Genomic DNA, 23,307 nt, shown 5'->3' with positions numbered 1-23,307 from the left:
CCCGTGGCCGCGACGTAATGTCGTGGCATGGACAACTTTGCCGCTCTGGTCGCCCGCAAGAACGACGATCGCATCGACTGCGCGATCGAGACCTTGGCGGAGTCCGACCTTCCCCCCGGCGAGGTGACTATTCGGGTGGCCCACTCGAGCGTCAACTTCAAGGACGCGCTGGCCGTGACGCCCAACGGCGGTGTGGTGCGCGACTATCCGATCGTGCCCGGCATCGACCTGACCGGCGAGGTGGTCGAGTCGCAGTCGCCCGATTTCGCCGTGGGCGACGCGGTGCTGGCGCACGGATACGAGATCGGCACTGCCCGCAACGGCGGCTACGCCGAATACGCACGGGTGCCCGCGGACTGGGTGGTCTCACTCGGCCCGCTGAGCCCCCGCGACGGGGCCGCCATCGGGACGGCGGGCTTCACCGCGGCGATGAGCGTTCAGGCGCTGATCGACTGGGGCATCACGCCCGACGACGGACCGATCGTGGTGACCGGTGCGACGGGCGGTGTCGGATCGGTCAGCGTCGACCTGCTTGCCGCCGCGGGTTACGAGGTCGTCGCATCGACCGGCAAAACAGAGGCGGCCGACCGACTCAAAGCACTCGGCGCCGCCGACGTCATCGGCCGGCTGCCCGAGGATCCCGACGCCAAGCCCCGCCCGCTGGCCAAGACCCGGTGGGCCGGGGCGGTCGACTGCGTCGGCGGCAAGACCCTCGCGGACGTGCTCAGCACTCTGCGGTACGGCGGAGCTGTCGCGGCCAGCGGGCTGACCGGCGGGCCGGGGCTGAACACCACCGTCATGCCGTTCATCCTGCGAGGAGTGTCGCTGCTGGGCATGGACTCGGTGCTGATGCCGATCGGGCCGCGCCGCGAACTTTGGAAGAAGCTGGGCGATTCGCTTCGTCCGCAACACCTTTCGGATATCACGAACGAAGTCGACATCTCAGATGTGGTCGGCGTCCTCGACGAGATCCGCGAGGGCCGCTACTCGGGTCGCGCCGTGGTACGGGTGGCCGGCGGTTTCTAGATGCGCCGACTGCTGCTGATGGCCGTCTGCGCCGCGGCTATCTCCACCGCACCCGCTGCGGTGGCCGACCCCGCCGGTGACAACTCGGGTTACCAGCCCTACGGCGACGGGGTGCCGACGATAATCTCCGGCGGACCCGTCCCGACGATGAACGGGGTGCCGTGTGTCGCAGGGCATCTGGGCACTTGCATCTCGATGGCACAAAACCAATCCCCGCCGAGGAGACCCTCGACGGGGATTGGCCATAGTCCAACGATCAGGCGTTGACTACCCGAGGTACTTCTCCATATCGGGCTTCATCTGCTGCAGCTGTGCGCCCCAGTACTCCCAGCTGTGCGTGCCGTAATCCGGGAAGTTGAACACGGCGTTCTTGCCGCCCGCGGCGACGTAGTTGTCCTGGAACGTGCGGTTGGTCCGAATCGTCAGGCCCTCGAGGAAGGTCGCGGGCAGGTTGGCGCCACCAAGCTCGTTAGGCGTGCCGTTACCGCAGTACACCCAGAGGCGAGTGTTGTTGGCTACCAGTGCCGGAATTTGGACCATCGGGTCGTTGCGCTGCCATGCCGGATCGGACTGAGGACCCCACATGGGGTCGGTCTCGTAGCCGCCCGCATCACCCATGGCCAGGTTGATAAGGCCGGGCCACTGACCCTCGGACGGGTTCAGGAACGCCGACAGCGAGCCGGCGTAGATGAACATCTGCGGGTGATACACCGCGAGGATCATCGACGAGTTGCCCGACATCGAGAGGCCAACTGAGGCGTTGCCGTTCGTGGACACGCCCTTCTCGGCCGACAGCCACTGAGGCAGCTCGGCGGTCAGGAACGTTTCCCACTTGTAGGTCTGGCAGCCGTCCTTGCCGCACGCAGGCTGGTACCAGTCGGTGTAGAAGCTCGACTGTCCGCCCACCGGCATGATGACCGAAAGGGGACTCTGGTTGAACCACTCGAATGCCGGGGTCTCGATGTCCCAGCCGTTGTAGTCGTCGCGGGCGCGAAGACCGTCGAGAAGAAGCACCGAGTGCGAACCCGTGCCCTTTTGGAACTGAATCTTGATGTCGCGGCCCATCGATGCGGACGGCACCATCAGGTATTCGACGGGTAGGCCAGGCCGGGAGAACGCACCCGCCGTCGCCGATCCTCCCGCGAAGCCGATGATCCCCGGTAGCAGGACCGTCGCCAGAGCGGCGACTGTGAACCTGCGTGCCCAACGGCCTCGGAACTTGTCAACGAAGGTCATAACTGCAGTCCATCCATCTTTCGGTTATCGCGAACGCCTACACGGGTCATACCCGCTCGACATCAGACGAGCGGACCAAGCGAATTCAGTTGTGCTTCCTGAGTAAAACATGTGACCAGGGCGGGAGAAACCCCGGCTGTCGTGCTGTGTCTCTTTCGTAAGCGAAATTTATCGTGACGCCATCGTCAATCGGACCGGTCCGGCGGCACTGCTTCGGATCGCCGATCACCGTAGGGTAGTTGATGATGGCAATGAAGCGCGCGGGGGCTGCCACCAGCCGGTTAACTGTCGACGACTGGGTCCAGGCGGGCTTTTCGATTCTTGCCGAAGAAGGCATACCGAGCTCAGGATCGACAGGCTGTGCAGCCGCATATGATGTGAGAAAGGGGCCACCGTGGCCGACGACCTTCGTGACCGCCTCACGACGCTGTTTCAGAAGAACGTCGCGAACCGTGTGATGCGGGCGATGCCGTTCCAGACGCTGCTGGAGACGACCGGCCGCACGTCTGGTGAGCCGCGCCGCACGCCGCTCGGGGGCAGCAAGGTCGGCAACGAGTTCTGGTTCGTATCCGAGTTCGGCGAGAACTCCCAGTACGTGAAGAACATCAAGGTCAACCCCAACGTGCGGGTCCGGCTACGCGGCCGATGGCACAACGGCACCGCCCATCTGGTGCCCGACGACGACCCACGGGAACGGCTTCGCTCGTTGCCGCAGTTCAACAGCTTCGGCGTGCGCACATTCGGCACGAACCTGCTGTCGGTTCGGGTCGACCTGACGGACTGAGGCGTTGACGCGGGCGCTCCCGAAAAACTAAAGTCAGATTTACTTTTTCGCCGCGCCGTCCGGTAGGAGCACCATGGAATCGTTCGTTCACCTGCGCAAGGGCACGACCCCGCGGCGGCTGCACGCCGACCTGGACGGCCTGAAGGACGACGAACTCGGCCGCGGCGGGTTCACCGGCCGCACCGCCAACATGTACCGCCGCAACGACCCGACGGCCTACCGCAGCTCAGGGCCGCTACGACCCGTCGACGTGCTGGCGAGCGATCTCAAGCCCAGCGACGCCACCGACGCGGCTGGCGGTCCGATGCTGATGTTCTCCAATCCCGACTGCCAGGTTCTGCTGTCGCGACGGACCGAGCCGATGCCGTTCTTCGTTCGCTACGTCGACGGCGATCTGCTGTCCTTCGTGCACAAGGGCACCGGCGTGCTGGAGACCGAGTTCGGCCCGTTGCGCTACCGCGAGGGCGACTGGGTGTACATCCCGAAGGCGTGCACGTTCCGCCAGGTGCCCGATGTCGAATCGGTTCTTCTTCTCATCCAGACCACCGACGAGCTGCGGGTGCCGCCGCCGGGCCAGCTGGGTAGGCACTTTCCGTTCGACCCGTCGCAGGTCCTCATTCCCGACCCCGTACCGATGGACGGCCCTCCCCCGTCGGGCGCGGACACCTACGAGGTGCGACTCATCCACGACGGTGGGCCGACAACGCTCACCTACCAACATCATCCACTTGACGTGGAGGGTTGGCGCGGCGACAACTTCGCCTTCACGTTCAACATCGCCGACTACAACGTGGTGACCTCCGACAGCGTGCACCTGCCCCCGACCGTTCACCTGTTCATGCAGGCCGCAGGCGTCTACGTGATGAACTTCCTGCCCAAGCCCGCCGAGGGTGTGCCAGGCACCGAGCGCACACCCTGGTATCACCGCAACGTCGACTACGACGAGATCGCGTTCTTCCACGCGGGTTCGCTTTACGGCATCCCGATGCCGCCGGGGCTGATTTCACATGCGCCACAAGGCGTTCACCACGGCGCACCGGAGAAGGCGCGCGAACGCGCGCGACGCAAGTTCGACGAGTATGACAGGGTCGACTGGTCGGTGATCGCCATCGATACCAGGCGCAGGCTCATCCCATCCGACGAGGTGCTGGCCAACGACTTGGGTCAACACTGATGACGACGACGGAGGCACCGGTCCGCTACGAATACGATCGCATTCCGTATCTCGTTGCCTATCAGAACACTTCGGCGGTTCGGGATGTCTACGGCGGCGTCGCCGAGCTGGTGGTGCTGGAGAGTTATCTGCTCAAACCGAGGAACACGACGGATACCGGAGCCGCACCGGCGGCGACATCAAACACCGTGCTGGTGTTCATGCATCCCATCGGCGGGGGCGCCTACCTGCCGATGATCAATGCGCTGGCGCGCGCAGGCCACCACGTCATCTACTGCAACAGCAGGTTCCGCGGCACCGACTCGGCGCTGCTGATGGAGAAGGTCGTCGAAGACCTCGGCGAAGCCATCAAGGACGCGAAGAACCGGCTGGGGTACTCGAAGGTCGTGCTTGCGGGCTGGAGCGGCGGCGGTTCGCTTTCGGTGTTCTATCAACAGCAGGCGCAGAAGCCGACGGTCACCGCGAGCCCGTCCGGCGACGGTCCCGACCTCACCAAGCTCGGACTCCTGCCTGCCGACGGCATCATGCTGCTGGCCGCGCACGTCAGCCGCCACGGCACGATGACCGAGTGGATGGACGCGTCTATCCTCGACGAGGCGGACCCGACGGCGCGCGATCCCGAGCTGGACCTCTACAACCCCGACAACCCCAACCAGCCGCCGTACACGGCCGAGTTTCTCGCGCGCTACCGCGAGGCGCAGATCGCGCGAAACAGGAGAATCACGAAGTGGGTCAAGGAGAAGCTCGCCGAACTCAAGGCGGCGGGTCGGCCCAACGACGAGTACGGGTTCGTCGTCCACGGCACGATGGCAGACCCGCGCTGGCTCGACCCGACCGTCGATCCGAACGAACGCGCCCCTGGCACCTGCTATCTGGGCGATCCTTCGGTGGTGAACAACAGTCCAGTCGGCCTGGCCCGGTTCTGCACACTGCGGAGTTGGCTGTCGCAGTGGAGCTACGACGACGCCAACGGCGACGCGGTCGAGTGCGGCCCCGACATCGCGGTGCCGACGCTGGTGATCGGGAACCTGGCCGACGATGCCTGCACGCCGAGCCACACCCGCAGGCTGTTCGAGGCGATCGGGCATCCTGATAAGGAGATGCACGAAATCCCCGGCGCCAACCACTACTACTCCGGCCCCGAACAACGCGGGACGCTGCGGCAGGCCGTCGGCATCTGCACCGACTGGCTGCACCGGCACGGGTTCTCCCAATGACAACCGGTCCGCTGGACGGCATCCGGGTCATCGAGGTCGGCACACTGATCTCCGGACCGTTCGCGGGCCGGCTGCTCGGCGACATGGGTGCCGAGGTCATCAAGGTCGAACCGCCCGGGGCGCCCGATCCGCTGCGCACGTGGGGGCAGGCCGAACTCGACGGCCACCACTTCTTCTGGACGGTGCACGCGCGCAACAAGAAGGCCGTCACGCTGAACCTGCGCGAGACCGAGGGCCGCGACATCTTTCTCGATCTCGTCGAGCGGTCCGACATCATCGTGGAGAACTTCCGGCCCGGCACGCTGGAGAAGTGGGGTCTTGGCTACGACGCGCTGGCGGCCCGCAACGAGGGCATCATCCTGGTCCGGGTGTCGGGCTACGGGCAGACCGGCCCCGAGGCGCACAAGGCGGGATACGCGTCGGTTGCCGAGGCCGCCAGTGGGCTGCGGCATATGAACGGATTTCCCGGGGGTCCACCACCCCGCCTCGCACTCTCGCTCGGCGACAGCCTCGCGGGCATGTTCGCCGCACAGGGCGCGATGGCCGCGCTGTATCGGCGCACAGTGACCGGCAAGGGCCAGATCGTCGACGCCGCATTGACCGAATCCTGCCTGGCCGTGCAGGAGTCGACGATCCCCGACTACGACGTCGGCGGTGTGATCCGCGGCCCGTCGGGCACCCGGCTCGAGGGCATCGCGCCGTCCAACATCTACCGCAGCGCTGACGGCAGCTGGGTGGTGATCGCCGCCAATCAGGACACCGTGTTTCGGCGACTGTGCGCGGCGATGGGCACGCCGGAGTTGGCCACCGACGACCGGTTCGCCAATCACGTTGCGCGCGGCCGTAATCAGGACGAGCTGGACAAGATCATCGGCGCCTGGGCCTCCGAACGTGGTCCCGACGACATCATCTCCACCCTCTCGGACGCGGGGGTGATCAGCGGGCCGATCAACACCGTGGCCGAAGTCGTGGAGGATCCGCAGCTGCTTTCCCGCGGCATGATCGCCGAGCACTTCGACGAACGGATCGGCCGCAATGTGTTGGGACCCGGTGTGGTGCCGGTGCTCACGGAGAGCCCGGGGACCATCCGCTTCGCGGGTTCGGCCAGGCCCGGCCAGCACAACGACGACGTGTACTGCGGGTTGCTCGGCAGGACCGAGGCCGAGCTGGCGGCGCTGAAGGAAAGGGGGGTGCTGTGAGCGAGCTACCGGCACACGTCGACATTCGCGATGTCTCGCTGCGTGACGGCCTGCAGATCGAGGATCCGATCCCGTTGGCCGCCAAGCTCGAATTGCTGGCCGCGGTCGCCGCCACCGGTGTACGGGAAATGGAGGCGACGGCATTCGTGTCCCCGTCGAAGGTGCCCGCGCTGGCCGATGCCCCCGAACTCGCCGCCGAACTGGTGAACTTCGACGGCATCGAGTTCTCCGCTCTCGTCGCGAGCCCGAACGGAGCAAAACGGGCCATCGCGGCGGGACTGCATTCGATCGAGTACGTGGTGTCGGCGGCGGATGGTCACAGCCGGTCCAATGTCGGGCGTTCGGTGGCCGAGTCGACGGCACTGATCGGTGAGATCATCGCGATTGCACACGACAGCGGGGCTTCGGTGGAGGTCATCATCGCCACCGCATGGGACTGCCCCTTCGACGGCCCGACGCCTGCTGCGCGGGTCCTCGACATCGTCAAGGCGGCTTGCGACAGCGACGCCGACCGGCTCGCGATCGCCGACACCATCGGCACCACGACGCCGCGCCGGGTGACCGACCTGATCGCCGAGGTATCACCACTGATCGCGGACATCCCGCTCGGCGCGCACTTCCACAACACCCGCGGCGCAGGGCTCGCCAGTGCGTACGCCGCAGTGACCGCGGGTGTCACCCGGCTCGACGCCTCCGTCGGCGGACTGGGCGGGTGCCCGTTCGCGCCCGGCGCGAAAGGCAACATCGCCACCGAAGACCTGGTCTACCTGCTGCGGGACAGCGGAATTCACGTCGATGTCGATCTGGAGGCCGCGATCGCCGCAGCCCGGGTTGCGGAACGTCTCGTCGGCCATGAACTCCCCAGCTCGTTGCTGCGGGCCGGTGACCGACTGCTCGGCGCGTAGCCGTGCCTGTCCAGACACTCACACCCAAAGGCCGCCAGACCCGTACCGCCATCGAACAGGCCGCCAGAAAGCTGTTCGCGGAGCGCGGCTTTCACGGCACCACGCTGGCCGACATCACATCGGCGGCGGGCAAGTCGCCCGCGGTGTTCTACCGGTACTACACCGACAAGGAAGACCTGCTGGCCGCACTGGCCGAGTCCTTCCTGCGCGACATCGTCACTCCGTCGGGGCTGAGCCTGCACTTGCCGGACTCGGCAAATGACAGCGAGTTCTTCACGTCGGTGGTGACCGGCTACTGGAACATGTTCAAGCAGAACATCGGGATCATGATCGCGGTCGCCCAGCTGGCCACGACACAGCAGCGATTTGCCGGCGTGCAGAACGAGTTCCGGCGCTTCGGCATGGACATCGTCGCCGCATCCGTGCGGCGCGCACAGGAGCAGGGCCACGGGACCGAACTCGATCCCGAACACACGGCGGCGGCGATCGCGCTGCTGTTCGAGAACTTCACCACCGTGGTTGTCGGGCGGTCGAGCCTCGGACTCGAGATCAGCGACGAGGATGCCATCGCGACACTCTCGACGATCTGGAAGAAGACCCTGTACGGGTTCTGACAAAGGAGACCACCGTGGATTTCGCTCTCCCCGAACACCTTCCCGGCCTGCTGGCCCAGATGGACGAGTTCATCGAGTCGGAGATCAGACCGCTGGAGCGCGAGAACATCCAGTATTTCGACCAACGCCGCGAGCACGCCCGCACCGATTGGGACAACGGGGGCATCCCGCGTCGTGAGTGGGAAGACCTGCTCGGCGAGATGCGCAGGCGTGCCGATGCGGCCGGCTGGCTGCGCTACGGATTGCCGTCGCAGTTCGGTGGCCGCGACGGCACCAACATCGACATGGCGGTGATCCGGGAACACCTCGCGCACAAGGGCCTCGGGCTGCACAACGATCTGCAGGACGAGTCGTCGATCGTCGGCAACTTCCCCCAGGTCATCATGATGGACCGGTTTGGCACCGACGCGCAGAAGCGGGAGTGGACCGACGCCCTGATCACCGGTGAGCGCTCGATGGCGTTCGGGCTCACCGAGCCGAACCACGGCTCCGACGCCACCTGGCTGGAGACCCGCGCAGAGGCCGACGGCGACGACTGGATCATCGACGGCGCCAAGCGGTTCAACACCGGCGTGCACAGGGCGACGCATGATCTCGTGTTCGCGCGCACCTCGGGTGACCCGGGACAGGCGCGCGGCATCACCGCATTCCTGGTGCCGACGGACGCGCCGGGGTTCAGCGTGCCGTACTACTGGTGGACGTTCAACATGCCGACCGATCACGGCGAGGTCGAGCTCAAGGATGTCCGGGTGTCCGCCGACACCGTTCTCGGCGAGGTGGACCGCGGCCTTGAGGTCGGCCAGACGTTCCTGCACGAGAACAGGATTCGGCAGGCGGCAAGCAGCCTGGGCGCCGCCCAGTACTGCATCGATCGCGCCGTCGAGTACGCGAACGACCGCAACGTGTTCGGCAAGCCGCTGTCAGTCAACCAGGCCGTGCAGTGGCCACTGGTGGAGCTGCAGACCGAGGCCCAGATGGTGCGGCTGCTGGTCTACTACGCGGCGACCCAGCTGGACGGCAACCACCACATGGAGGTGTCGGACAAGGTGTCGATGGCCAACTACCGCGCCAACCGGCTGGTGTGCGAGGCCGCCGACCGGGCGATGCAGGTGTTCGGCGGAGTCGGCTACAGCAGGCATCAGCCCTTCGAGCACATCTACCGTCATCACCGTCGCTACCGGATCACCGAAGGCGCAGAGGAGATCCAGATCCGGCGAGTGGCCCAGCGGCTCTTCGGTTTCGGCCGCAAGTGAAACACCAACTGGCCGATGTCCTGAAGCCGGTCGTCGGCGAGGTCCGCATCGAGAACCTCACCACCTTGACCGGCGGTGCGAGCCGCACCACCTGGGCATTCGACGCGGTCGGTGACGACGGCAGGCTGGCCCTGATCCTGCGCACCGGTCCGCCAGACGATGTCCATGCGGGCATGGAGCTGGAGGCCAGCGCCCAACAGCGCGCGGCGGCCGCGGGGGCACCCGTCCCCCGAATACTTGCCGCCGACAATTCGACTGCCGCACTGGGCAATCCGTACCTCATCTGCAACGCTATCGCGGGCGAGACGATAGTCAGGCGGATACATCGCGCTCTCGACAGAGCCGACGGGGCTGCCGGAAGAGACCGGCTGCTGACACAGTGCGCGCAGGCGCTGGCCGCGATCCACCGCGCCGACCCGGACGGGCTCGGCCTGGCGCAGACCGAGCAGCTGTCCGAGTGGCGCGACCGGCTCGACGAGATGGGCGACACCACAGCGACCTTCGAATGGGCGTTTCGGTGGCTGGCCGCCAACCGACCGCCGCCGACACCGCCGCGGCTGGTGCACGGGGATTTCCGGATGGGCAATGTGATCGTCGACGACTCGGGCTTGGCCGCCGTGCTGGACTGGGAGCTCGTGCACATCGGCGAGGTCTACGAGGACCTGGCCTGGTTCTGCATCCGGGCCTGGCGGTTCGGCGCACCGGACGCGCTCGGTGCGGGCGGCCTGGGCAGCGTCGAAAGCTTTCTCACCGCGTACGAAGAGGCCGCGGGCATCGACCTCGACCGCGACGTATTTCGCTGGTGGCTGACGGTGGCCACCCTGCGCTGGGGCGTCATCTGCCGGTTCCAGGCCGAGCGCCACCTGTCGGGCCAGACCCCGTCGGTCGAACTCGCCGCGATCGGCCGCCGGGTCAGCGAAACCGAGTGGGACGTGCTGGACCTGCTGGAGGGGGCGCGGACGTGAGCCCGGTGTACGGACGGCCGACGGCCGCCGAACTCGTCGCGGTCGTCGCAGACTTCCTGGACAACGATGTCCGCAACGCCACCGATGGTCAGGTTTCGTTTCATGCCCGGGTGGCCGCGAATGTGCTGCGCATCGTCGAGCGGGAGCTGTTGGACGACCGAGCCGCGCCCAACCTCCTTGGGTATCCGGATGAAACGGCGCTGGCGGCTGCCATCCGCGCCGGCGACCTCGACGACAGGGCAGCCGACGTGCTGCCGTGCCTGCGCGCCCTGGTGCGGCATCGCCTCGCCGTCGCACACCCCGGCTACGACCAGGCCACATGACGTCAGAGGCGACGAGCCCTGGCCAGCCATGCAGGCTCATCGACGCGGCTGCCGATCGGCAGCCCGATGGCGTCGGCGTGCACCTCGGTGACCACACCGCGATAGGTGGCCGGCTCGAGCGCTTCGAGCTCCCATCCGTCGCCGAACGCGTCCCTGATCGTCTCGCCGCTGACTTCCGGCCCGAAGCCGCGGCCCTGGTCGGACAGCGCGAGGACGTGCACGACGCCACCGGGCAGGCACGCGCCATGCAGGCTGGCGACGTATTTCGGGCGATCGGTGTCGTCGAAGATGTGGAACAGCGCACTGTCGAGGATGGTGTCGTAACGCGGCTCGGCGGGAAGGTTCATCGCGTCGGCGACCTCGAACCGCGGCCCCGCGCCCTTGGCATCGGCATTGCGCCGGGCCTGCTCGACCGCCTCCGGCGCGAAATCGATGCCGAGCACGTCGTAGCCGAGCCCAGTGAGCAGGATCGTGTGCTCGCCGGTTCCGCAGCCGACGTCGAGCACCCTTCCACGGATCAGGCCGGCCCTCTCCAGTTCGACGACCGCAGGTTGCGGTTCGCCGATCACCCACGGCGGGGTGGTGGTTTTGTAGAACTCATCGAAACGAGAGATGGCGGGTGTCGTATCCATGACTGACAGTGTTCTACCTCAACCAAACTTGAGGTCAACCGTCGCCGACGTCGCGCAGCGGCTCTTCGCGGCCATCGAGGGGGGCGACGCCGACGCCGTCGGGGCACTCTGGGACGACGACGTCCTGGTCTGGAAGTCCGCTGAGCCGCAAGAGCAGGTCAAGACGCGCGCACTGCGGGTCATCTTCTGGTTCATGGACGCCACCACCGAACGCCGTTACGAGATTCTCGACCGCCAGTTCTTCGACGGTGGATTCGTCCAGCAGCATGTGCTGCACGCGACGGGGCGAAACGGCGGATCGATCTCGATGCGGGTCTGCATCGTCATTAAGGTGGGGGCCAACGGGCTGATCAGTCGCATCGACGAGTACTTCGACCCGGCGGCGATCGCCCCACTGCTCGATTCGACCAACTGACAGGAAGTGTGACATGGCGAGCCTCAGCGAGTTTCTCAGTGACCCGGCATCGGCCGGGACATGGACCGTCGTCTCCGATCAATCCACGATAACGGTGAAGGCCAAGTCGATGTGGGGTGTCGTGCCCGTCAAGGGGCGCTTCACCGAGTTCAGCGGCGGCGGCGAAATTACCGCTCCCCAAACGGTTTCCGGACAGCTCGACATCAAGGCCGCGTCACTGCGCACCGGTATCGGCAAACGTGACACACATCTTCACTCCGGCGATTTCTTCGAGGCGGAGAAGTTTCCCGACATCAACGTGGTCGTCTCGGGCGCAGACCCGCTCGACGCCGACACCATCAACCTGCATGCCCAGCTGACCATCAGGGGCACAACGAAACCGGTGGACCTCAAGACGAAGGTGACCCCCGTCGGCGACGGCGCGATGCGGGTCACCACCCAGGGAACGGTCAACCGCCAGGACTTCGGCGTCGACGGCAACATGATGGGCATGATCGGCGACAACGCCACCTTTTCGGGCGACGTGGTGTTCCGCCGCGCCGGGGCCTAGCTCGCCGGCGTCGCCGGCCGGACAACTGCGTGGTTTAGCATCTGGCGCATGCCCGAATCATCTCGGCCGCTGCGAATTCTCGTCTACAGCGATAACCCGAGGACTCGCGAACAGGTCCGGTCGGCGCTGGGCAAGCGCGTGCACCCGGACCTGCCCGAGCTGACCTACCTCGACGTGGCCACCGGGGCGATGGTGATCGAGCAGATGGACGAGGGCGGATTCGATCTCGTCATCCTCGACGGCGAAGCCACGCCCGTCGGCGGTATGGGAATTGCCAAGCAGCTCAAGGACGAGATCGACGACTGCCCACCGATCCTGGTGCTCACCGGGCGCGCCGACGACGCCTGGCTGGCGAACTGGTCGCGCGCCGAGGCCGCGGTTCCGCACCCGATCGACCCCATCCGTTTGGGCGAGGCCGTGACGACTCTGCTGCGGGCGCCCGTTCAATAGCCGCTGGACCAAAGGTGCTGCCGCCGTTGGCTCTTCGCGGCACGCCAAACCCGGCGGTTTGCAACCTGAAGCGATAGTAACCCCGAGTTGCAGGCTGCATTTAAAACCCCGCTAGGCTGTGGGTCAGCTCACATCGGAATGCCCACGAGGGAGCAGTCACACCTGCATGAACCTGTATCTACCCATCCTGGTACTCGGCGCGATCGCCGCCGGGTTTGCCGTGTTCTCGGTCGTCGCCGCGCTCCTCGGCGGGCCTCGGCGCTACAACCGCGCCAAGCTCGAGGCCTATGAGTGCGGCATCGAGCCGCTGCCCGAATTGGCCAATCCCGCGGCCGCGGGCCAGCGGTTTCCGATGAAGTATTACGTGACCGCGATGCTTTTCATCGTCTTCGACATCGAGATTGTGTTCCTGTACCCGTGGGCCGTCGCCTTCGACAGTCTCGGGGTATTCGCGCTGGTCGAGATGCTCATGTTCATGGCCACCGTGTTCGTCGCGTACGCCTATGTCTGGCGCCGAGGAGGCCTGAATTGGGACTAGAAGAGAAGTTACCGAGCGGCATCCTGCTGACGACGGTGGAGAAGCTGGCGGGCTATGTCCGCAAGGGCTCCCTGTGGCCTGCCACGTTCGGCCTAGCCTGCTGCGCCATCGAAATGATGGCCACCGCAGGCCCGCGGTTCGACATCTCCCGGTTCGGCATGGAGCGGTTCTCCGCGACTCCCCGGCAGGCCGACCTGATGATCGTCGCCGGACGGGTCAGCCAGAAGATGGCCCCGGTGCTGCGCCAGGTCTACGACCAGATGGCCGAACCCAAATGGGTCCTGTCGATGGGCGTCTGCGCGTCGTCCGGCGGGATGTTCAACAACTACGCGATCGTCCAGGGCGTTGACCACGTCGTTCCGGTGGACATCTACTTGCCCGGATGCCCGCCGCGGCCAGAGATGCTGCTGCACGCGATCCTGAAACTCCACGACAAGATCCAGGAGATGCCGCTCGGCGTCAACCGTGAGGAGGCCGTCCGCGAAGCAGAGAAGGCGGCGCTGGCGGTCACGCCGACCATCGAACTGAAGGGCCTGCTGCGGTGACGACTCCCTCGGATGCTCCCGAGAGCTTCCCCACCGGCACCGGCGATAACGGCGAGAAGGAAGTCGTCGGCGTTCGCCGTGGCATGTTCGGCCCCGAGGGCTCCGGCGACACCTCCGGCTACGGCCGGCTGGTTCGCGAAGTCTCGATGCCGGGCAGCTCGCCGCGCCCGTACGGCGGCTACTTCGACGAGGTCGTCGACGCCCTGGCCGACGTACTCGGCGAGGATGCCTTCGAGGCCGCGATCGAGCGGGTGGTGGTGCACCGCGACCAGCTGACCCTGGAGGTGCGCCGCGAGCAGCTTGCCGCGGTGATGCAGGCGCTGCGCGACGACCCGGGCCTGCGTTTCGAGCTGAGCCTCGGCGTCAGCGGCGTGCACTACCCGGCCGACAGCGGCCGCGAGCTGCACGCTATGTACCCGCTGTTGTCCATCACGCACAACCGGCGGATCCAGGTGGAGACCACTGCACCGGACGCCGACCCGCACATCCCGTCGCTGTTTCGCGTCTATCCCACTACCGACTGGCACGAACGCGAGACCTACGACTTCTTCGGGATCATTTTCGACGGTCATCCCTCCCTGACCCGCATCGAAATGCCGGACGACTGGGTCGGGCACCCGCAGCGCAAGGACTATCCGTTGGGCGGCATCCCTGTCGAGTACCACGGCGCCGAGATACCGCCGCCCGACGAGCGGAGGGCATACAGCTGATGAGTCACGCGAACACCCCGCCGGAGAGCGGGGGATCCGACACCGTCGTCATCGTCGGCGGTGAGGACTGGGACCAGGTGGTCAGCGCGGCCGCCAAGGCAGACGCGGGCGAACGGATCGTCGTCAACATGGGCCCGCAGCACCCGTCGACGCACGGCGTGCTGCGGCTGATCCTCGAGATCGAAGGCGAGACGATCATCTCGGCCCGCTGCGGAATCGGCTACCTGCACACCGGGATCGAGAAGAACCTGGAATACCGAACCTGGACCCAGGGCGTCACGTTCGTCACCCGAATGGATTACCTCTCACCGCTGTTCAACGAAACGGTGTACTGCCTCGGGGTCGAGAAGCTGCTCGGGGTCACCGACGACATCCCCGAACGCGCGAGCATCATCCGCGTGATGATGATGGAGATGAACCGCATTTCGAGCCACCTGGTCGCACTGGCCACCGGCGGCATGGAGCTGGGCTCCATGGGCGCGATGTTCTACGGCTTCCGCGAGCGCGAGCAGATCCTGTCGATCTTCGAGACGATCACCGGGCTGCGGATGAACAACGCCTACATCCGGCCCGGCGGGCTGGCAGCCGACCTGCCCGACGAGGCACTTCCGCAGATCCGCGACATGCTCAAGCTGATGCCCAAGCGGCTGAAGGACCTCGAGGACCTTCTCACCGAAAACTACATCTGGAAGGCCCGCACCCAGGGCATCGGCTACCTCGATCTGACCGGATGCATGGCGCTGGGGATCACCGGCCCGGTGCTGCGCTCCACCGGCCTGCCCCACGACCTGCGCAAGTCGCAGCCGTACTGCGGCTACGAGACATACGACTTCGACGTGATCACCGATGAGGGCTGCGACGCCTACGGCCGGTACCTGATCAGGGTCAAGGAGATGCACGAGGCGTTGAAGATCATCGAGCAGTGCGTGGAGCGTCTCGAGAAGACCTCAGGGCGGGTGATGATCGACGACAAGAAGCTGGCCTGGCCTGCCGACCTGAAGCTCGGCCCCGACGGGCTCGGCAACTCCCCCGAGCACATCGCGAAGATCATGGGCCACTCCATGGAGGGCCTGATCCACCACTTCAAGCTCGTCACCGAGGGCATCCGGGTGCCGCCGGGACAGGTCTACGTCGCGGTGGAGTCACCGCGCGGCGAACTGGGCGTGCACATGGTCTCGGACGGCGGCACACGGCCGTATCGCGTGCATTACCGCGACCCTTCGTTCACCAACCTGCAGGCCGTTGCGGCCACCTGCGAGGGCGGCATGGTCGCCGATGCGATCTCCGCCGTCGCGTCCATCGATCCGGTGATGGGTGGCGTGGACCGCTAATGAGTACCAACGGTTCCCATGTGTTCATCGAACTCGGTCAGCGCCCCGACGAGGCGGGTCCCCCGATCGGCGGCCAACCGGCATACCCGGCCGACGTCACGGCGCAGCTGGAAGCCGCCGCGCAGGAGATCATCGCCAAGTACCCGCGGCCGAGGTCGGCTCTGCTGCCGCTGCTGCATCTCGTGCAGGCCGAAGACGGCTACCTCACCAAGGCCGGGCTCGCGTTCTGCGCGGGCCGGCTCGACCTGACCGAGGCCGAGGTGACCGCGGTCGCCACGTTCTACTCGATGTACCGGCGCACTCCCACCGGCGAGTACCTGGTCGGCGTGTGTACGAACACGCTGTGCGCGATCATGGGCGGCGACGCGATCCTCGATTCGCTGCAGGACCACCTGGGCGTCCACGCAGGCGAGACCACCGACGACGGACGCGTCACCCTCGAACACATCGAGTGCAACGCGGCGTGCGACTACGCACCCGTCGTGATGGTCAACTGGGAGTTCTTCGACAACCAAACCCCGTCCTCTGCAAGGGATCTCGTCGACTCGCTGCGAGCAGGCGAGCCGCCCTTGCCGAGCCGAGGCGCGCCGCTGTGCACATTCCGGGAGACCGCCCGCGTCCTCGCTGGACTGCCCGACGCCCGTCCAATCACGGCGGACGGACAAGTGCCGGCGGCCACGCTGGCCGGGCTGCGGGTCGCCCGCGAGCTCCACATGGAGGCGCCACCGGCCGACGCCGAGCCCGCGTCGCAGCCGAAGTCCGACGGCACGAAGGGCGAGGCCGTCGAGGCCACCAAAAACGAACCGGCACCGGGCCCGTCGGCAACCGTGCCCGCCGAACCGGCGACCACCGAAACCGACCCGAGCAAGACGGATTCACGCGACTGACATGGCACCTGCTACTCCCCTGACACCCGTATTCAGCCGGTACTGGGACGATCCCGAACCCTGGACGCTGGACACCTACCGTCGCCACGACGGATACCGCGCGCTGGAGAAAGCGCTGGCGATGGATCCGGACCAGGTCATCGCGCTGGTGAAGGACTCCGGTCTGCGCGGCCGCGGCGGCGCGGGCTTCCCGACCGGAACCAAATGGTCGTTCATCCCGCAGGACGACACCGGCGCCGGCGCGAAGCCGCACTACCTGGTGATCAACGCCGACGAGTCGGAACCCGGTACGTGCAAGGACATGCCGCTGATCCTGACGACGCCGCACTTCCTGGTTGAGGGCGCCATCATCGCCGCATACGCGATTCGGGCGCACCACGCGTTCATATATGTGCGTGGCGAGGTGGTTCCGGTGCTGCGGCGATTGCAGGCCGCCGTCGCCGAGGCCTATGAAGCCGGCTACCTCGGCACCGACATCAACGGCTCGGGCTTCGACCTCGAGTTGGTCGTGCACGCGGGGGCGGGCGCCTACATCTGCGGCGAGGAGACCGCGCTTCTCGACTCGCTCGAGGGTAGGCGCGGCCAGCCGAGGCTGCGGCCACCGTTTCCGGCAGTGGCAGGTTTGTACGCCTGCCCCACGGTGGTGAACAACGTCGAATCCATTGCGAGCGTTCCGCCGATCATGCTGAACGGGATCGATTGGTTCCGTTCGATGGGATCCGAGAAGTCGCCTGGCTTCACGCTGTACTCGCTGTCGGGACATGTGACCAACCCCGGCCAGTACGAGGCTCCGCTCGGCATCACGTTGCGCGAACTCCTCGATTACGCGGGCGGGGTGCGCGCCGGCCACTCGTTGAAGTTCTGGACGCCGGGCGGTTCATCGACGCCGCTGCTGACCGACGAACACCTTGATGTGCCACTGGATTACGAAGGCATGGCCGGCGCCGGATCGATGCTCGGCACCAAGGCGCTGCAGATCTTCGACGAGACCACCTGCGTGGTGCGTGCGGTGCGGCGGTGGACGGAGTTCTACGCCCACGAGTCGTGCGGCAAGTGCACCCCCTGTCGCGAGGGCACTTACTGGCTCAGCCAGATCTACGAACGGCTGGAAACGGGCCTCGGCACCGAAGACGACATCCAGAAGCTGCTGGACATCTCCGACACCATTCTCGGGAAGTCGTTCTGCGCCTTGGGTGATGGTGCGGCGAGTCCGATCCTGTCGTCGATCGAATACTTCCGTGACGAGTACGTCGCGCATCTGGACGGCGGCTGCCCGTTCGATCCGCATGCCTCGACACTGATGGCGACCGAGGAGGTGGGTGCCTGATGACGATGACCGAACCGACCCGGGATGCACCGGCGGTGGAGATGGTGAACCTGACCATCGACGACGTGCCGATCAGCGTGCCCAAGGGCACCTTGGTGATTCGCGCGGCGGAGCTGATCGGCGTACAGATCCCGCGGTTCTGCGACCATCCGTTGCTCGACCCCGTCGGCGCATGCAGGCAGTGCCTCGTCGAGGTCGAGGGCCAGCGCAAGCCGATGGCCTCCTGCACCATCACCTGCACCCCCGACATGGTGGTGCGCACCCAGCTCACCTCGGAGGCCGCCGACAAAGCCCAGCACGGTGTGATGGAGCTTCTGCTGATCAACCATCCGCTGGACTGCCCGGTTTGCGACAAGGGCGGCGAGTGTCCACTGCAGAACCAGGCGATGTCGAACGGCCGGGCCGAGACACGCTTCGAAGACGTCAAACGCACCTTCCCCAAACCGATCCCGATATCGGCGGAGGTGCTGCTGGACCGGGAGCGATGCGTGCTGTGCGCGCGGTGCACCCGGTTCTCCCAGCAGATCGCCGGCGACCCATTCATCGAACTGTTGGAGCGTGGTGCGCTCCAGCAGGTCGGCATCGCGCCGGGCGAGCCGTTCTCGTCGTACTTCTCGGGCAACACCGTGCAGATCTGTCCGGTGGGGGCCCTCACTAACACGGCCTACCGGTTCCGGGCCCGGCCGTTCGATCTGGTGTCCAGCCCGAGCGCCTGCGAACACTGCGCTTCGGGCTGCGCCCAGCGCACCGACCACCGGCGCGGAAAGGTGTTGCGCCGGTTGGCCGGCGATGACCCGGAGGTCAACGAGGAGTGGAACTGCGACAAGGGCCGGTGGGCGTTCACCTATGCAGGAGTCGGTGACCGAATCACCACACCGCAGATCCGCGAAGACGACGGCAAGCTGCGTTCCGCGTCGTGGTCGGAAGCGCTGCGGGTAGCGGCGACGGGGCTCGCGGCGGCAGCAGGTAGGGCCGGCGTGCTTGTGGGCGGCCGGAGCACCATTGAGGACGCCTACGCGTATTCGAAGTTCGCCCGGATGGTGTTGGGCACCAACGACATCGACTTCCGCAGCCGCGCACACAGTGACGAGGAAGCGGAGTTCCTGGCAGCCGAAGTCGCGGGCAGGCCGATGAACGTCACGTACGCCGACCTGGAGAAGGCGCCCGCGGTGCTGCTCGCCGGCTTCGAGCCGGAAGAGGAGTCGCCGATCGTCTTCCTGAGGCTGCGCAAGGCCGCCCGGAACAACGGTGTGCAGGTGCTCGCCGTCGCTCCGTTCGCCACCCGCGGCCTGACCAAGATGTCCGGCAGGCTCATTCGCGCGACGCCAGGTGCCGAAGCGGCGGCGCTGGACGAGTTGGCCGAAGAGACGCTGCTCAACCAGCCCGGCGCGATCATTCTCGTCGGGGAGCGACTCGCAACGTCGCAGGGCGCGCTCTCGGCGGCAAGCAGATTGGCGGCGGCAACCGGAGCCCGGCTCGGCTGGGTACCGCGCCGCGCAGGCGATCGCGGCGCCCTCGAGGCCGGCGCTCTGCCGAACCTGTTGCCCGGCGGCCGTCCCCTCGCCGATGCGTCGGCACGGGAGCAGACCGCAACCGCGTGGCACGTCTCCGACCTGCCGGACACCGTCGGACGTGACACAGCCGGCATCCTGGCCGCGGCGTCGAGCGGTGAACTGGGTGCGCTGCTGATCGGTGGGATCGAACTCGCCGATCTCCCCGATCCCGACGCCGCACTGGCCGCAATCGAGGCCGCGCCCTTCGTCGTCAGCCTCGAGTTGCGGGAAAGCGCGGTCACCGACCTCGCCGACGTGGTGTTCCCGGTCGCGCCCGTCGTGGAGAAGGCCGGCTCCTTCGTCAACTGGGAAGGCCGAGCTCGGCCTTTCGGACCCTCGCTCGTCAGCAATGCGACACCCGATCTACGGGTGCTGTACACACTCGCCGACGAGATCGGCGTCGACCTCGGCCTGCCGGACGCGGCGACAGCCGCTGAAGAACTCGCCACGCTCGGCTGGTGGGGCGGCACATGGCCGAGCGCACCGAGCATCGCCGCGGCCGAGACCGCTGCACCCGGCAAGGGCGAGGCGGTACTCATCGGGTGGCGGATGCTGCTGGATTCGGGCCGACTGCAGGACGGTGAACCGTTTCTCGCAGCAACCGCCCGCACCCCCGTGGCGCGGCTCTCGGTTGCGACCGCGGCCGAAATCGGTGCGGCCGAAGGAGATCCGGTGACCGTCGCAACCAACAGGGGCGAGGTCACCTTGCCGCTCGAGATCACCGACATGGATGACCGGGTGGTGTGGCTGCCGCTGAACTCGCCGGGATCTGCGGTGCACCAACAACTGGCTGTGACCGCGGGCGCCGTGGTCTCGATCGGGCGGACGCAACTATGACGGACCTTTCGGCCTTCGGCCACGACCCCATCTGGCTGATCCTGGTCAAGTCGGTCGGGGTCTTCGCGTTCCTGCTGCTGACGGTGTTGGCGGCCATCTTGATCGAACGAAAGTTGTTGGGCCGCATGCAGATGCGGTTCGGTCCCAACCGCGTCGGCCCCAAGGGTTTGCTTCAATCGCTCGTCGACGGCCTGAAGCTGGGCCTGAAGGAAGGCCTGGTTCCCGCAGGCGTTGACAAGCCCATCTATCTGCTGGCGCCGGTGATCTCGACAGTGCCCGCGTTCATGGCCTTCGCCGTCATCCCGATGGGGCCGGTGGTCTCGGTGTTCGGCCACAAGACACCGCTGCAGCTGACCGATCTGGCCGTGGCGGTGCTGTACATCCTGGCCGTGACGTCGATCGGGGTGTACGGCATCGTGCTGGCCGGCTGGGCGTCGGGATCGACCTATCCCCTGCTCGGCGGGCTGCGGTCGTCGGCGCAGGTGATCTCCTACGAGATCGCCATGGCGCTGTCCTTCGCCGCGGTTTTCCTCTACGCGGGCACCATGTCCACGTCCGGCATCGTGGCCGCGCAGGACGGCCGCTGGTTCATCTTCCTTCTGCTACCGTCCTTCCTGGTCTACCTGACGTCGATGGTCGGCGAAACCAACCGCGCGCCATTCGATCTGCCGGAAGCCGAGGGCGAACTGGTCGGCGGTTTCCACACCGAGTACTCGTCGTTGAAGTTCGCGATGTTCATGCTCGCCGAGTACGTCAACATGACGACGGTGTCGGCGCTTGCCACCACGATGTTCCTCGGCGGCTGGCACGCTCCATGGCCGATCAGCATGTGGGACGGCGCCAACACCGGTTGGTGGCCGCTGCTGTGGTTCACCGCCAAGGTGTGGGCATTCCTGTTCTTCTACTTCTGGCTGCGCGCCACCCTGCCGCGTCTGCGCTACGACCAGTTCATGGCGCTGGGTTGGAAGGTTCTCATCCCGGTCTCGCTGGTCTGGATCGCCATCGTGGCCACCACGCGCAGCCTGCGCACCGAGGGCTACACGGCGTGGGCCAACGGGCTGATCGTCGTAGGCACCGTCTTCGCGCTCCTGGTCGCCGTGCTGCTGTGGCGCTCCATGCGGGTCAACACCGTCCGAACGATTCCGGTCCAAACCGTCGATGCGGGCGCCTTCCCGATACCGCCGATACCGGGGCCGACCGCCAAGGAGAAAGCCGATGCCTAAATTCCTGGACGCCCTTGCAGGTTTCGGGGTCACGTTTTCCACCATGTTCAAGAAGCCGATCACCGAGGAGTACCCGGAGAAGCCCGGGCCGGTAGCGAAGCGGTATCACGGCCGCCACCAGCTCAACCGGTACCCCGACGGTCTGGAGAAGTGCATCGGCTGCGAGCTGTGCGCATGGGCCTGCCCCGCCGACGCGATCTACGTCGAAGGCGACAACAACACGCCCGACGAGCGGTTCTCGCCCGGTGAGCGCTACGGCCGCGTCTACCAGATCAACTACCTGCGGTGCATCGGCTGCGGGCTGTGCATCGAGGCCTGCCCGACCCGCGCGCTGACCATGACCAACGAATACGAGATGGCCGACGACAACCGCGCCGACCTGATCTGGGGCAAGGACAAACTGCTGGCACCGATGCAACCGGGGATGGTGGCGCCACCGCATCCGATGCAGCCCGGAAGCACCGACGAGGACTACTACCTCGGCAACATCACGCCCATCGACAGCTGGCGCGAAGCGCAAAAAGTCGCCGAGGATGTCCGGTGACCGTCGAGATCGTCGCGCTGGCCGCCGATTCCGCGGGTCATACCTCGACCGCCGAAGCGGTGACGTTCTGGATCGTCGGCGCGGTCGCGCTGCTCGGCGCCGTCGGTGTGGTGGCCGCACCCAAGGCCGTGTACTCCGCCATTTTCCTTGCGGTGACGATGATTTCGCTCGCGGTGCTCTACATCGCACAGGAGGCGCTGTTCCTCGGCATCGTCCAGGTCGTCGTCTACACCGGCGCGGTGATGATGCTGTTCCTCTTCGTGCTGATGCTCATCGGCGTCGACCTGTCGGAAGACCTGGTGGAAACCATTCGCGGCCAACGCTATGCGGCGCTGTTCGCGGGCGTCGGATTCGGCGTCCTGCTGATCGCCGGCATCGGCAACCTTTCGGTCGCGGGCTTCACCGGCCTGCCCGAGGCCAACAGCGGCTCCAATGTGGAAGGTCTCGCTGCGCTCATCTTCACCCGCTACCTGTGGGCGTTCGAGCTGACCGGCGCGCTGCTGATCACCGCTGCACTCGGGGCGATGGTGCTGGCGCACCGGGAGCGCTTCGAGCAGGCCAAGACCCAGCGCGAACTCGCCGAGGAACGGTTCCGGCCCGGCGGGCATCCGACACCGATGCCGGGTCCCGGTGTGTTCGCCAGGCACAACGCCGTGGACATCGAGGCACGGCTGCCTGACGGTTCGGGCTCCGCGATGTCGGTCGCGGCGGTCCTGCAACGACGGAACGTGGACGTGGATGAATCCGGCGCGAAGGAGGTGGACAATGAATCCCGATAACTATCTCTATCTGTCCGCCCTGCTGTTCACGATCGGGGCCTCAGGAGTTCTGCTGCGCCGCAACGCGATCATCATGTTCATGTGCGTTGAGCTGATGCTGAACGCGGCCAACCTCGCCTTCGTATCGTTCTCCCGCATGCACGGGCAACTCGACGGCCAGGTGGTGGCGTTCTTCACCATGGTGGTCGCGGCCTGCGAGGTCGTCGTCGGCCTCGCCATCATCATGACCATCTTCCGCACCCGCCGCTCGGCCTCGGTCGACGACGCCAGCCTGCTGAAAAACTAAGGCT

General features: G+C 66.4%; 26 protein-coding genes and 1 pseudogene. 25 read left to right on the top strand and 2 right to left on the bottom strand.

The features are described 5' to 3' along the window. The first annotated feature begins 27 nt into the window (after positions 1-27). Positions 28-1,026, top strand: coding sequence for an oxidoreductase (locus tag QOJ24_RS06545; RefSeq protein WP_526260175.1), 999 nt, complete (start codon positions 28-30; stop codon positions 1,024-1,026). Positions 1,027-1,293: 267 nt separating this feature from the next. Here QOJ24_RS06545 and QOJ24_RS06540 read toward each other — a convergent pair whose 3' ends face one another. Further along, the gene (locus tag QOJ24_RS06540) at positions 1,294-2,262 is read right to left on the bottom strand and encodes an alpha/beta hydrolase (RefSeq protein WP_526260174.1); all 969 of its coding nucleotides are present in this window, start codon (positions 2,260-2,262) and stop codon (positions 1,294-1,296) included. 251 nt (positions 2,263-2,513) lie between these two features. On the opposite strand from QOJ24_RS06540, the pseudogene QOJ24_RS06535 reads away from it, so the two are divergent. The 10 genes and pseudogenes from QOJ24_RS06535 to QOJ24_RS06490 form a co-directional block, all read left to right on the top strand. Beyond that, positions 2,514-2,635, top strand: a pseudogene (locus QOJ24_RS06535) (TetR/AcrR family transcriptional regulator); the annotation flags it as partial. Between the two features lie 21 nt (positions 2,636-2,656). Beyond that, positions 2,657-3,046, top strand: a complete 390-nt coding sequence (locus QOJ24_RS06530; RefSeq protein WP_526260173.1) for a nitroreductase/quinone reductase family protein — start codon at positions 2,657-2,659, stop codon at positions 3,044-3,046. 73 nt (positions 3,047-3,119) lie between these two features. Then, entirely contained in the window at positions 3,120-4,220 is a 1,101-nt protein-coding gene (locus QOJ24_RS06525) for a homogentisate 1,2-dioxygenase (protein WP_526260172.1), read from the top strand. After that, on the top strand, positions 4,220-5,437 hold the full coding sequence (locus tag QOJ24_RS06520) for an alpha/beta hydrolase family protein (RefSeq protein ID WP_526260171.1): 1,218 nt from the start codon (positions 4,220-4,222) through the stop codon (positions 5,435-5,437). The genes QOJ24_RS06525 and QOJ24_RS06520 overlap by 1 nt, the downstream gene beginning before the upstream one ends. After that, positions 5,434-6,636 carry a CaiB/BaiF CoA transferase family protein gene (locus tag QOJ24_RS06515; protein ID WP_526260170.1) on the top strand — a complete coding sequence of 401 codons (1,203 nt, stop codon included), beginning with the start codon at positions 5,434-5,436 and terminating at the stop codon, positions 6,634-6,636. The genes QOJ24_RS06520 and QOJ24_RS06515 overlap by 4 nt, the downstream gene beginning before the upstream one ends. After that, the gene (locus QOJ24_RS06510; protein WP_526260169.1) at positions 6,633-7,541 is read left to right on the top strand and encodes a hydroxymethylglutaryl-CoA lyase; all 909 of its coding nucleotides are present in this window, start codon (positions 6,633-6,635) and stop codon (positions 7,539-7,541) included. Before QOJ24_RS06515 ends, QOJ24_RS06510 begins: the two co-directional genes overlap by 4 nt. 2 nt (positions 7,542-7,543) lie before the next feature. Beyond that, positions 7,544-8,155 (top strand): TetR/AcrR family transcriptional regulator, encoded by a 612-nt coding sequence (locus QOJ24_RS06505; protein WP_526260168.1) that lies wholly within the window; start codon positions 7,544-7,546, stop codon positions 8,153-8,155. A 14-nt stretch (positions 8,156-8,169) separates the two neighbouring features. Next, positions 8,170-9,408 carry an acyl-CoA dehydrogenase family protein gene (locus QOJ24_RS06500; protein ID WP_526260167.1) on the top strand — a complete coding sequence of 413 codons (1,239 nt, stop codon included), beginning with the start codon at positions 8,170-8,172 and terminating at the stop codon, positions 9,406-9,408. Continuing rightward, a complete protein-coding gene (locus tag QOJ24_RS06495) occupies positions 9,405-10,373 on the top strand; it encodes a phosphotransferase family protein (protein WP_526260166.1) in 969 nt (322 codons plus the stop codon). Before QOJ24_RS06500 ends, QOJ24_RS06495 begins: the two co-directional genes overlap by 4 nt. Further along, on the top strand, positions 10,370-10,696 hold the full coding sequence (locus QOJ24_RS06490; RefSeq protein ID WP_526260165.1) for a DUF6285 domain-containing protein: 327 nt from the start codon (positions 10,370-10,372) through the stop codon (positions 10,694-10,696). Before QOJ24_RS06495 ends, QOJ24_RS06490 begins: the two co-directional genes overlap by 4 nt. Before the next feature lie 2 nt (positions 10,697-10,698). On the opposite strand, the gene QOJ24_RS06485 is transcribed toward QOJ24_RS06490, so the two are convergent. Beyond that, on the bottom strand, positions 10,699-11,328 hold the full coding sequence (locus QOJ24_RS06485) for a class I SAM-dependent methyltransferase (RefSeq protein ID WP_526260164.1): 630 nt from the start codon (positions 11,326-11,328) through the stop codon (positions 10,699-10,701). Positions 11,329-11,356: 28 nt separating this feature from the next. On the opposite strand from QOJ24_RS06485, the gene QOJ24_RS06480 reads away from it, so the two are divergent. The 14 genes from QOJ24_RS06480 to nuoK all read left to right on the top strand — a co-directional run bounded on the left by QOJ24_RS06480 (position 11,357) and on the right by nuoK (position 23,303). Further along, a complete protein-coding gene (locus tag QOJ24_RS06480; protein ID WP_526260163.1) occupies positions 11,357-11,743 on the top strand; it encodes a nuclear transport factor 2 family protein in 387 nt (128 codons plus the stop codon). Positions 11,744-11,756: 13 nt separating this feature from the next. Then, positions 11,757-12,293, top strand: coding sequence for a YceI family protein (locus tag QOJ24_RS06475; RefSeq protein ID WP_526260162.1), 537 nt, complete (start codon positions 11,757-11,759; stop codon positions 12,291-12,293). A 48-nt stretch (positions 12,294-12,341) separates the two neighbouring features. Beyond that, positions 12,342-12,743 carry an Rv3143 family two-component system response regulator gene (locus QOJ24_RS06470; protein ID WP_526260161.1) on the top strand — a complete coding sequence of 134 codons (402 nt, stop codon included), beginning with the start codon at positions 12,342-12,344 and terminating at the stop codon, positions 12,741-12,743. Positions 12,744-12,909: 166 nt separating this feature from the next. Further along, positions 12,910-13,281 carry an NADH-quinone oxidoreductase subunit A gene (locus QOJ24_RS06465; protein WP_526260160.1) on the top strand — a complete coding sequence of 124 codons (372 nt, stop codon included), beginning with the start codon at positions 12,910-12,912 and terminating at the stop codon, positions 13,279-13,281. Then, positions 13,272-13,826 carry an NADH-quinone oxidoreductase subunit B gene (locus tag QOJ24_RS06460; RefSeq protein WP_526260159.1) on the top strand — a complete coding sequence of 185 codons (555 nt, stop codon included), beginning with the start codon at positions 13,272-13,274 and terminating at the stop codon, positions 13,824-13,826. Before QOJ24_RS06465 ends, QOJ24_RS06460 begins: the two co-directional genes overlap by 10 nt. Further along, entirely contained in the window at positions 13,823-14,536 is a 714-nt protein-coding gene (locus tag QOJ24_RS06455) for an NADH-quinone oxidoreductase subunit C (protein WP_526260158.1), read from the top strand. Before QOJ24_RS06460 ends, QOJ24_RS06455 begins: the two co-directional genes overlap by 4 nt. After that, positions 14,536-15,867, top strand: a complete 1,332-nt coding sequence (locus QOJ24_RS06450; RefSeq protein ID WP_526260157.1) for an NADH-quinone oxidoreductase subunit D — start codon at positions 14,536-14,538, stop codon at positions 15,865-15,867. Before QOJ24_RS06455 ends, QOJ24_RS06450 begins: the two co-directional genes overlap by 1 nt. Further along, positions 15,867-16,754 carry an NADH-quinone oxidoreductase subunit NuoE gene (nuoE, locus tag QOJ24_RS06445; RefSeq protein WP_526260156.1) on the top strand — a complete coding sequence of 296 codons (888 nt, stop codon included), beginning with the start codon at positions 15,867-15,869 and terminating at the stop codon, positions 16,752-16,754. The genes QOJ24_RS06450 and nuoE overlap by 1 nt, the downstream gene beginning before the upstream one ends. 1 nt (position 16,755) lies before the next feature. After that, positions 16,756-18,081: an NADH-quinone oxidoreductase subunit NuoF gene (gene nuoF, locus QOJ24_RS06440; protein WP_526260155.1), complete on the top strand. Its 1,326-nt coding sequence runs from the start codon at positions 16,756-16,758 to the stop codon at positions 18,079-18,081. Then, positions 18,081-20,471: an NADH-quinone oxidoreductase subunit G gene (locus QOJ24_RS06435; protein ID WP_526260154.1), complete on the top strand. Its 2,391-nt coding sequence runs from the start codon at positions 18,081-18,083 to the stop codon at positions 20,469-20,471. The genes nuoF and QOJ24_RS06435 overlap by 1 nt, the downstream gene beginning before the upstream one ends. Beyond that, positions 20,468-21,694 carry an NADH-quinone oxidoreductase subunit NuoH gene (nuoH, locus tag QOJ24_RS06430; protein ID WP_526260153.1) on the top strand — a complete coding sequence of 409 codons (1,227 nt, stop codon included), beginning with the start codon at positions 20,468-20,470 and terminating at the stop codon, positions 21,692-21,694. Before QOJ24_RS06435 ends, nuoH begins: the two co-directional genes overlap by 4 nt. After that, entirely contained in the window at positions 21,630-22,238 is a 609-nt protein-coding gene (nuoI, locus tag QOJ24_RS06425) for an NADH-quinone oxidoreductase subunit NuoI (RefSeq protein WP_526260152.1), read from the top strand. The genes nuoH and nuoI overlap by 65 nt, the downstream gene beginning before the upstream one ends. Continuing rightward, entirely contained in the window at positions 22,235-23,017 is a 783-nt protein-coding gene (locus QOJ24_RS06420; protein WP_526260151.1) for an NADH-quinone oxidoreductase subunit J, read from the top strand. The genes nuoI and QOJ24_RS06420 overlap by 4 nt, the downstream gene beginning before the upstream one ends. Continuing rightward, the gene (gene nuoK / locus QOJ24_RS06415; protein WP_526260150.1) at positions 23,004-23,303 is read left to right on the top strand and encodes an NADH-quinone oxidoreductase subunit NuoK; all 300 of its coding nucleotides are present in this window, start codon (positions 23,004-23,006) and stop codon (positions 23,301-23,303) included. Before QOJ24_RS06420 ends, nuoK begins: the two co-directional genes overlap by 14 nt. Positions 23,304-23,307: the final 4 nt, after the last annotated feature.

Origin of the sequence: Mycobacterium sp. (genome assembly GCF_032159775.1) — a bacterium.
Taxonomy (GTDB): Bacteria; Actinomycetota; Actinomycetes; order Mycobacteriales; family Mycobacteriaceae; genus Mycobacterium.
Note: the sequence above shows the minus strand (reverse complement) of the source record. Positions and strands in the feature narration are given on the sequence as shown.

Coding starts and splice junctions, on each gene's coding strand:
- QOJ24_RS06545 (WP_526260175.1), top strand. CDS start 28: ATGGACAACTTTGCCGCTCTGGTCGCCCGCAAGAACGACGATCGCATC.
- QOJ24_RS06540 (WP_526260174.1), bottom strand. CDS start 2,262: ATGACCTTCGTTGACAAGTTCCGAGGCCGTTGGGCACGCAGGTTCACA.
- QOJ24_RS06525 (WP_526260172.1), top strand. CDS start 3,120: ATGGAATCGTTCGTTCACCTGCGCAAGGGCACGACCCCGCGGCGGCTG.
- QOJ24_RS06520 (WP_526260171.1), top strand. CDS start 4,220: ATGACGACGACGGAGGCACCGGTCCGCTACGAATACGATCGCATTCCG.
- QOJ24_RS06515 (WP_526260170.1), top strand. CDS start 5,434: ATGACAACCGGTCCGCTGGACGGCATCCGGGTCATCGAGGTCGGCACA.
- QOJ24_RS06485 (WP_526260164.1), bottom strand. CDS start 11,328: ATGGATACGACACCCGCCATCTCTCGTTTCGATGAGTTCTACAAAACC.
- QOJ24_RS06475 (WP_526260162.1), top strand. CDS start 11,757: ATGGCGAGCCTCAGCGAGTTTCTCAGTGACCCGGCATCGGCCGGGACA.
- QOJ24_RS06470 (WP_526260161.1), top strand. CDS start 12,342: ATGCCCGAATCATCTCGGCCGCTGCGAATTCTCGTCTACAGCGATAAC.
- QOJ24_RS06465 (WP_526260160.1), top strand. CDS start 12,910: ATGAACCTGTATCTACCCATCCTGGTACTCGGCGCGATCGCCGCCGGG.
- QOJ24_RS06450 (WP_526260157.1), top strand. CDS start 14,536: ATGAGTCACGCGAACACCCCGCCGGAGAGCGGGGGATCCGACACCGTC.
- nuoE (WP_526260156.1), top strand. CDS start 15,867: ATGAGTACCAACGGTTCCCATGTGTTCATCGAACTCGGTCAGCGCCCC.
- nuoF (WP_526260155.1), top strand. CDS start 16,756: ATGGCACCTGCTACTCCCCTGACACCCGTATTCAGCCGGTACTGGGAC.
- QOJ24_RS06435 (WP_526260154.1), top strand. CDS start 18,081: ATGACGATGACCGAACCGACCCGGGATGCACCGGCGGTGGAGATGGTG.
- nuoH (WP_526260153.1), top strand. CDS start 20,468: ATGACGGACCTTTCGGCCTTCGGCCACGACCCCATCTGGCTGATCCTG.
- nuoI (WP_526260152.1), top strand. CDS start 21,630: ATGCGGGCGCCTTCCCGATACCGCCGATACCGGGGCCGACCGCCAAGG.
- nuoK (WP_526260150.1), top strand. CDS start 23,004: ATGAATCCCGATAACTATCTCTATCTGTCCGCCCTGCTGTTCACGATC.